Origin of the sequence: Teichococcus deserti (assembly GCF_001982615.1) — a bacterium.
GTDB lineage: Bacteria > Pseudomonadota > Alphaproteobacteria > Acetobacterales > Acetobacteraceae > Pseudoroseomonas > Pseudoroseomonas deserti.
The window spans coordinates 1-6,773 of record NZ_MLCO01000387.1 but is presented as its reverse complement, the minus strand read 5'-3'; the positions used below and the strand labels follow the sequence as shown (position 1 = coordinate 6,773).

Sequence of the window (6,773 nt, the reverse complement as noted above, 5' to 3'; positions counted from 1 at the left end):
GGCCGATGGCGAAGCCCAGCTGGCTGCTGGCCGGGCCCGGCAGGAACTGGCTGAGCGCCAGCAGCTCAGCGAAGTCGGCCTCGGAGAGCCAGCCGCGGCGGGTGACGAATTCAGTCCGGAAATAGCCGAGATGCGCCACCGGCCCGCCGAAGCTGGTCAGCCCCAGCCGCAGGAAGACCAGGAACAGCGCGGCAGGCCGCGGGCGAGACAAGGCGGCAGGCGGCATCGGCACTTCCGGCAGGGACTCGGGGAAGCGCCACCCTAGCCGGATTCCGGCCCGGTTGCAGATGACGGAAGCATGACGCTCACGGCTGGCCGCGCTGGGCCGATTGCTGCTGCGACCATTGGGTGAAGGCGACGACCAGGGCGCGCGCCTCGGGCGGCGACATGTCGCGCGACAGCACGCTCTCCGCCGGGCCGGGCCGGTTCTGCGCGGCGAGCGCCAGCGCCAGGTTGTGGCGGGCGCGGCGCGGGGCGGCGGGGTCCTGCTCGGCGGCGGCCAGCAGCCGGGCGGCTTCGGCGGGCTGGGCGGCCAGCAGGCGCGACATGCCGTAATTGACCCGCACCGCCCAGTCCATCGGCGCCGCCATCAGCGCCGCCTGGTGCCAGGTCAGCGCCTGGGCAGGCTCCCCGGCCAGGTCGTGGCAGACGGCCAGCCCGGTCATCGCCTGGATATGCCCGGGATCGGTGATCAGCACGGATTGGAAGCTCTGCTGCGCCAGCGGCCATTGCCCGGCCAGCAAAGCGAGGCGCCCGCGCGCCACCAGCCGCCCGGTCGAAGGCCCGGCCAGGGCGATGGCGCGCTCCTGGGCCGCCAGCGCCTCGCCGGGTTGCCCGGCCTGCTCGGCGGCGGCGGCCAGCCGGTCCTGCAGCGCGGGATCGCCCGGCGCCGCCTCCGCCATGCTGCGGGCCATGAGGTATTCGCCGCCCTGGCTGCCATCGGGAAACTGCGCCTCCAGCAGCCGCAGCCGCGCGGCGGGGGAGAGCTTCGGCGGATCGCCGGCGCGCGGCGCGTTGCAGGCCGCCAGCAGGGGGATCAGCAGGAGAAGCCAGCAGATCTCGCGCATTCTGCGCTCCGGGTCGCGGGGTGGGCGGTCATCGCGTGAGACGCAGCGTCACCAGCTCATTGCCGATCTGGGTGAAGGCCTGGCGCAGCGCCGTCTGGTTCGGGCTGTTGAAGTAGCCGGTCGTCGTCGAGGCACAGTTCCTGTACAGGTTCTGGGTTGTCACATCGCTAAGATTGAAGGTGATGGTGTAGACGGTGATGCCCTGCGCCTTCAGCAGCGTGCACATGCTCTGCATCTTGTCGGAGATGGCGGTCTTGTTCAGCGCGATGGCGGCATTGATGCGGGCCGAGATGGTGCCGGTGGTGGGCGTCACGATGCCCAGCCGGTTCTCCGCCATGCGGCCATAGGCGGTGTAGTCGGCATCGACCGTCTGGTTGTCATAGGTGGTGGCGGCGATGCCCGGCGCGCCGCTCGGATAGTCGTACCAGTTGTTCTGGCCGTCGGTCATCAGCACCACGACCTTGCGGGTGCCGACGACATTGTAGTCGCGCGGCAGGCTGGCATTGCCCCAGAGGCCGCGCCAGCGCGGGCTGATGGTGAACCAGGCCGATTGCAGCCCGAGATTGGAGATGGTGCCGCCGCGGAAGGCCACCTGCAGCGCGCCGATCCGCGCCAGCAGCGTGGACTTCTCGGCGGTCAGCGGCAGCACGGTGTTGATCGGGCAGCCCAGGTTGGGTCCGACGGCGGCGTTCTGCAGCGACAGGTTGGTCTCGGTCACCCGGGTCGCCGACCAGTCGTTGTCGCCGGCGACGACGGTGGTGCCGCTGCGGTACTTGTTCAGCGTCGAGGCCCAGAGATACGGCGTGAAGGGCGCGACCGAGGGCGGCGCGTCGGTGGCGTCCTGGCCGTTGCGCCGCGCCTCGACGCAGCCGGCCCAGGTGGTGGGCAGATAGTCGGCGGCGTGCAGCAGCCCGGCGCCCAGCCAGCTCGCCCGTGTCGGCCCCATGTTGATCGTCGCCGACCAGGGCACGATCGAGACCCAGAGGCCGGGGATGGTCTCCTTGTCGCCATAGAGGATGTTGACCAGGTCGGCCGCCGCCAGCCGGAGTGCGGCGATGCCGGTCGGATACATCGAGCCGGTGACGTCCAGCGCCATGGCCAGCTCCATCCCGTCGGTCTGCGCGGTGACCGTCGCCGTCGCCTTCAGCGCCATGGTCGGCTCGCCGAAGATCCGCATGAAGACGGTGGGCATGCTGGCCTCGGCGGTGACGCGCAGCGTGTTGACGGCTGGAATGTCGACCACCGGAAGCCTGGCGGTGGCGCCCATGAAGCCTATCCGCGTGGTGGCGCTGTTGATGTCCTGCCGGCTGAAATTGGCCCAGAACAGGATCATCGCCGCCGCCTCGCGCTCGGCGGCGGGCAGGCTGAAGGCGCGGCCCCCGGCCAGCGCCGCGGCATCGACCGAGGTCGCCAGCCGCGACTGCGCCAGCCAGCCGCGCGCCAGGTCCAGCGCCAGCCCGCAGGCGGCGATCAGCGGCAGCAGGCTGAGCGCCACCACCATGGCGACGCCACCCCTTCTGTCGTGCCGGAGACGCCGCCTCACTTCGGCTCCGTCGCCAGCAGGTTGCTGCGCGGGTGGAAGACGGCATGGGCGGCGATGAAGTTCGGCGCCGTGCTGCCGGCGAAAAGGCGCCGCCCCAGCACCCAGGGCCCGCCGCCGGTGAAGAGCTCGGCGATGATCACCGTCTCGCCGGCGCGCACCAGCACCTGGCCGGGCAGCACCACCGCCGATCCCGCCGTGCCGAAGCGGCTGGCATAGGTGCTGCTGCCGGTGCGCTTCTGCCACAGCATGGTGTTGCCCGTGCCGCTGCCCTGCACCGCCGAGACGATGGTCGCGCCCTGGCTGCCGGTGACGTCGATCCTGCCGGCCATGGCCTGGCCGGCGGCGACGATGGCGGCGAGCCCCGCGGCATCCAGCGTGTCGCGCCGGGTGACGATGTCGGCGAGCTCGGCCGAGACGCGGTTCAGCCGCGCCCAGCTGCGCAGCCAGAGGCCGAGATCCGCCATGCCCAGCAGCAGCAGCGCCAGGAAGGGCGCCAGCAGCGCGAATTCCACCGCGGCCACGCCGCGGCGGTCCCTAGAGATAATTCTCATTCTGCACCACCACGACGGCGCGATGCTCGATGGTCTTGCCCCAGCCGGCGCGGCCGAGCGGCGTCAGCAGCGGCGCGCTGTAGCTCAGGCGGTATTCGACGACGGCGCCGGCGCCGCCCATGCCGCTGGTCGCCTTGGCGGCATTGCCGATGCTGGCCAGGTCGCCCCAGTAGCGCAGCTCCAGCGTGAAGTGCGCGGGCTTCAGCAGCGGCACGCGGCTCAGCATCGCCCGGGTCAGCGCCTGTTGCGGCGTGCCGCTGCCCAGGCTGCTGCCGGTGACGCCGAGCCGCGCGGCATAGCGCGCGCCGAATTCCAGCCCGGCATTGATCGCCAGCTGCCAGCCGAATTCCAGCATGGCGGTCAGGATCAGCAGCAGCGGCAGGGCGCAGAGGGCGAATTCCAGCGCCGCCGCGCCCCGCCTGTCCTGCCGCAGCCCGCGCATCACAGCGACTGCATGATCTGGATGACCGCCGGCCCCGCCAGCACCAGGAAGATGGTGGGCAGGATGAAGGCGACCATCGGCAGGGTCAGCAGCACCGGCAGCCGCGCGGCGCGGGTCTCGAACTTCACCAGCTGCTCCTGCCGCAGCTCGGCGGCGAGGCCGCGCAGCGCCTGGGTCAGCGGCGTGCCGTATTGCAGCGTCTGCACCAGGGTTGCCGCCAGGCGCTTCAGCGGCTCCAGCTGTAGCCGGGCGCCGAGCGACTGCAGCGCCAGCCGGCGGTCGGCGGCGATGCGCAGCTCCTGCGCGGTGACGGCGAATTCCTCGGCCACCGCGCGATGCGCGGGGGCGATCTCCAGCGCCACGCGCTCGATGCCGGCCTCGAGCCCGAGCCCGGCCTCGGCGCAGATCACCATCATGTCGAGCGCGTCGGGCAGGCCGCGCTCCACCGCCTGCAGCCGGGCGCGGCGGCGCTGCGCCAGCAGCAGGTCGGGCAGCAGCAGGCCGAGCGCCGCCGCGGCCAGGGCGCAGAAGATCACCGGCTCGGCCCCGTCGAACAGCGGATCGACCATCAGCCAGACCGGCAGGGGCAGCGCCAGCATCAGCAGCAGCTTGGCCCCGGCCAGCAGGGCCAGCGCGCGGTCCTGGCGGAAATGCGCCGCCACCAGCATCGCCTTCCAGGCCGCCAGCGTGTCGCGCGGCAGCAGGCCGGAGCGCAGCAGCAGCGTCCCCAGCCAGGCCAGCCCGCGCTGCAGCAGCGGCTGGGAAGGCGCGGCGGCCCCTTCCTGCCGGGCGCGCAGCGCGGCCAGCCGCGCGGTCACCCGGGCCTCCCGCCGGAATTGCGGCAGCAGCAGCGCGGCGCCGGCCAGCAGCAGCAGGAGCAGCGCCAGGGCCAGGCCCAGGGCCAGCTGCGCCGTGATCGGGGCGCCGGTCATTCCAGCGCCTTCTTCAGCATGCCGCGCATCACCAGGATGCCGCAGAGCAGCAGCCCGGCCGCGGCGGCCAGGATCTTGTGCCCGGTCGGATGCTCGACCAGCACCAGGATATAGCCGGGGGATACGACATAGAGGCCGCCCGCCGCCAGCACCGGCAGGCAGCCCAGCACGATGGCGCTGGTGCGCGCCTCGGTGGCCAGGGCATGGGCGCGGGCGCGCAGCGCGACGCGGCGGCGGATGACGTCGGCCAGATTGTCCAGCGTCTCGTTCAGGCTGCCGCCGGTCTGGCTCTGCAGCACCAGCGCCACGGCGAAGAAGCGGTATTCCGGCAGGCCGGACTGCCTGGCCATGGCCGACAGTGCCTCCTCCAGCGGCTGACCGATGGCGACCAGATCGGCCAGGCGGGTGAATTCCTGGGCAGTCGGCGCCAGCGCCTCGCGCGCGACGACGCGGAGCGATTCGGTGACCGGCACGCCGACCCGCACCGCGCGCACGATCATGCCCAGCGCATCGGGGAACTGGGCATAGAGCAATTGCCGCCGCTGCGCCTCGGCACGCTGCGCCAGCAGCCGGATGGCGAGCAGCGCGAGCGGCGGCCAGGCCAGCCAGACCCAGTCGTCCAGCATCGGCGCGGTCAGCCAGCAGAGCAGCGCGGCCGCCGGCGGCCCGGGCAGCAGCGGCCGCCAGGCCTGCCGCCCCGGGCGATGCGCCAGATAGGAATCCAGCCCGAGCAGAGGCGACAGCCGCTCCAGCAGCGCGCGCGGCCGCGCCGCGGAGGCGGCAGGCGCGGCGGCGCCGGGGCGATAGGGGCCCAGGACCGCCTGCCAGCGCCGCGCCTGCCGCCCCCGCTCGCGTGCCAGCAGCAGCACCGCCAGCCCGCCCAGCAGCAGGAGCAGCAGCAGCCCCAGCAGCAGGAGGGGCAGCAGCCTCACCGCTCGGCCTCCTCCAGCGCGCTGGCCCAGGCGCGGTCCAGCCCGAAATAGGAGAGCCGATCGTGGAAGGCCGAGCGCGCCCGGCTGACCTTGTAATGGCCGGTGATGCGGCCGTCATGCGTCTCGCCGCCGAACTCGAACTGGAAGATGTCGTTCAGGATGAAGACATCCCCTTCCAGACCGCAGATCTCGGTGATCTGCGTCACGCGGCGGATGCCGTCGCGATGCCGCTCGGCCTGGATGACGATGTTCAGCGCGCTCGCCATCTGCATGCGGATGGCGCGCGGCGCCAGGCCGAGATTGCCCATCTGCACCATGTTCTCGGTGCGGGTCAGCGCGTCGCGGGTGTTGTTGGCATGGATGGTCGACATGCTGCCGTCATGGCCGGTGTTCATCGCCTGCAGCATGTCGAAGGCCTCGGGCCCACGGACCTCGCCGATGATGATGCGGTCGGGGCGCATGCGCAGCGCGTTGCGCACCAGGTCGCGCTGCGTCACCTCGCCGCGGCCCTCCAGCGAGGCCGGCCGCGTCTCCAGCCGCACCACATGCGGCTGCTGCAATTGCAGCTCGGCCGCGTCCTCGACGGTGATGACGCGCTCGCCATGGTCGATCAGCCGGCTCATGGCGTTCAGCAGCGTGGTCTTGCCCGAGCCGGTGCCGCCCGAGATCAGCACGTTCAGCCGGCAGCGCGCGGCGATCTCCAGGATGCGCGCCGCCCCCGCCGGCATCGAGCCGAGCTCCACCAGCTTCGCGAAGTCGATGGCTTTTCTTGAGAACTTCCGGATCGACAGGCAGGGCCCGTCCAAGGCGAGCGGCGGAAAGACGATGTTGACGCGGCTGCCATCGGGCAGGCGGGCATCGACCATCGGGCTGCTTTCGTCGACGCGGCGGCCGATGCCGGCGGCGATGCGCTGGGCGATGCCGGCGATATGCTGGTTGTCGCGGAACTGCACCGCCGCCAGGGTCAGCTGCCCGCGCCGCTCGACGAAGACGCGGTGCGGGCCGTTGACCATGATGTCGGCGATGCTGTCGTCGTCCAGCAGCGGCTGCAGCGGCCCGAGGCCCAGCATGTCGTCCACCAGCTCGAGCGCCAGCTGGTGCTGCTCCCGCGCATTGAGCTGCATGCGCCGCTCGTTGGCGATCTCGGTCAGCATGCGCTCGATCTCGGGGATCAGCCGTTCGGGGCTGCTGCCGGCGATCTGCGAAGGGTCGATCCGCGTCATGCAGAGCTGGCGCAGCTCCAGCAGCGGGGCGGCCAGCGGCGGGGGCAGGGTGATCGGCGCCGGTGGCCGCCCCGCTGCTGGAG

The 6,773-nt window shown here is 72.2% G+C and carries 8 protein-coding genes; all 8 read right to left on the bottom strand.

The annotated features are described in order from the left end of the window. On the bottom strand, positions 1 to 226 hold a 226-nt coding region (locus BKE38_RS27715), incomplete at its 3' end, for a chromate transporter (protein WP_207553701.1). A gap of 79 nt (positions 227 to 305) precedes the next feature. Beyond that, positions 306 to 1,067, bottom strand: a complete 762-nt coding sequence (locus BKE38_RS27710) for a tetratricopeptide repeat protein (protein WP_076960395.1) — start codon at positions 1,065 to 1,067, stop codon at positions 306 to 308. A gap of 28 nt (positions 1,068 to 1,095) precedes the next feature. Further along, positions 1,096 to 2,610: a TadE/TadG family type IV pilus assembly protein gene (locus tag BKE38_RS27705; RefSeq protein WP_131829757.1), complete on the bottom strand. Its 1,515-nt coding sequence runs from the start codon at positions 2,608 to 2,610 to the stop codon at positions 1,096 to 1,098. Continuing rightward, a complete protein-coding gene (locus BKE38_RS27700; RefSeq protein ID WP_076960393.1) occupies positions 2,607 to 3,131 on the bottom strand; it encodes a TadE/TadG family type IV pilus assembly protein in 525 nt (174 codons plus the stop codon). Before BKE38_RS27700 ends, BKE38_RS27705 begins: the two co-directional genes overlap by 4 nt. Positions 3,132 to 3,144: 13 nt before the next feature. Next, entirely contained in the window at positions 3,145 to 3,603 is a 459-nt protein-coding gene (locus BKE38_RS27695) for a TadE/TadG family type IV pilus assembly protein (RefSeq protein ID WP_076960392.1), read from the bottom strand. Beyond that, complete coding sequence (locus tag BKE38_RS27690) at positions 3,603 to 4,535, bottom strand: type II secretion system F family protein (RefSeq protein WP_076960391.1); 933 nt, start codon at positions 4,533 to 4,535, stop codon at positions 3,603 to 3,605. Before BKE38_RS27690 ends, BKE38_RS27695 begins: the two co-directional genes overlap by 1 nt. After that, on the bottom strand, positions 4,532 to 5,467 hold the full coding sequence (locus BKE38_RS27685) for a type II secretion system F family protein (protein WP_076960390.1): 936 nt from the start codon (positions 5,465 to 5,467) through the stop codon (positions 4,532 to 4,534). The genes BKE38_RS27690 and BKE38_RS27685 overlap by 4 nt, the downstream gene beginning before the upstream one ends. Further along, positions 5,464 to 6,773 (bottom strand): TadA family conjugal transfer-associated ATPase (locus BKE38_RS27680; protein ID WP_106409324.1); only part of this gene is annotated, 1,310 nt, incomplete at its 5' end. The genes BKE38_RS27685 and BKE38_RS27680, both read right to left, overlap by 4 nt.

Coding starts and splice junctions, on each gene's coding strand:
- BKE38_RS27710 (WP_076960395.1), bottom strand. CDS start 1,067: ATGCGCGAGATCTGCTGGCTTCTCCTGCTGATCCCCCTGCTGGCGGCC.
- BKE38_RS27695 (WP_076960392.1), bottom strand. CDS start 3,603: ATGCGCGGGCTGCGGCAGGACAGGCGGGGCGCGGCGGCGCTGGAATTC.
- BKE38_RS27690 (WP_076960391.1), bottom strand. CDS start 4,535: ATGACCGGCGCCCCGATCACGGCGCAGCTGGCCCTGGGCCTGGCCCTG.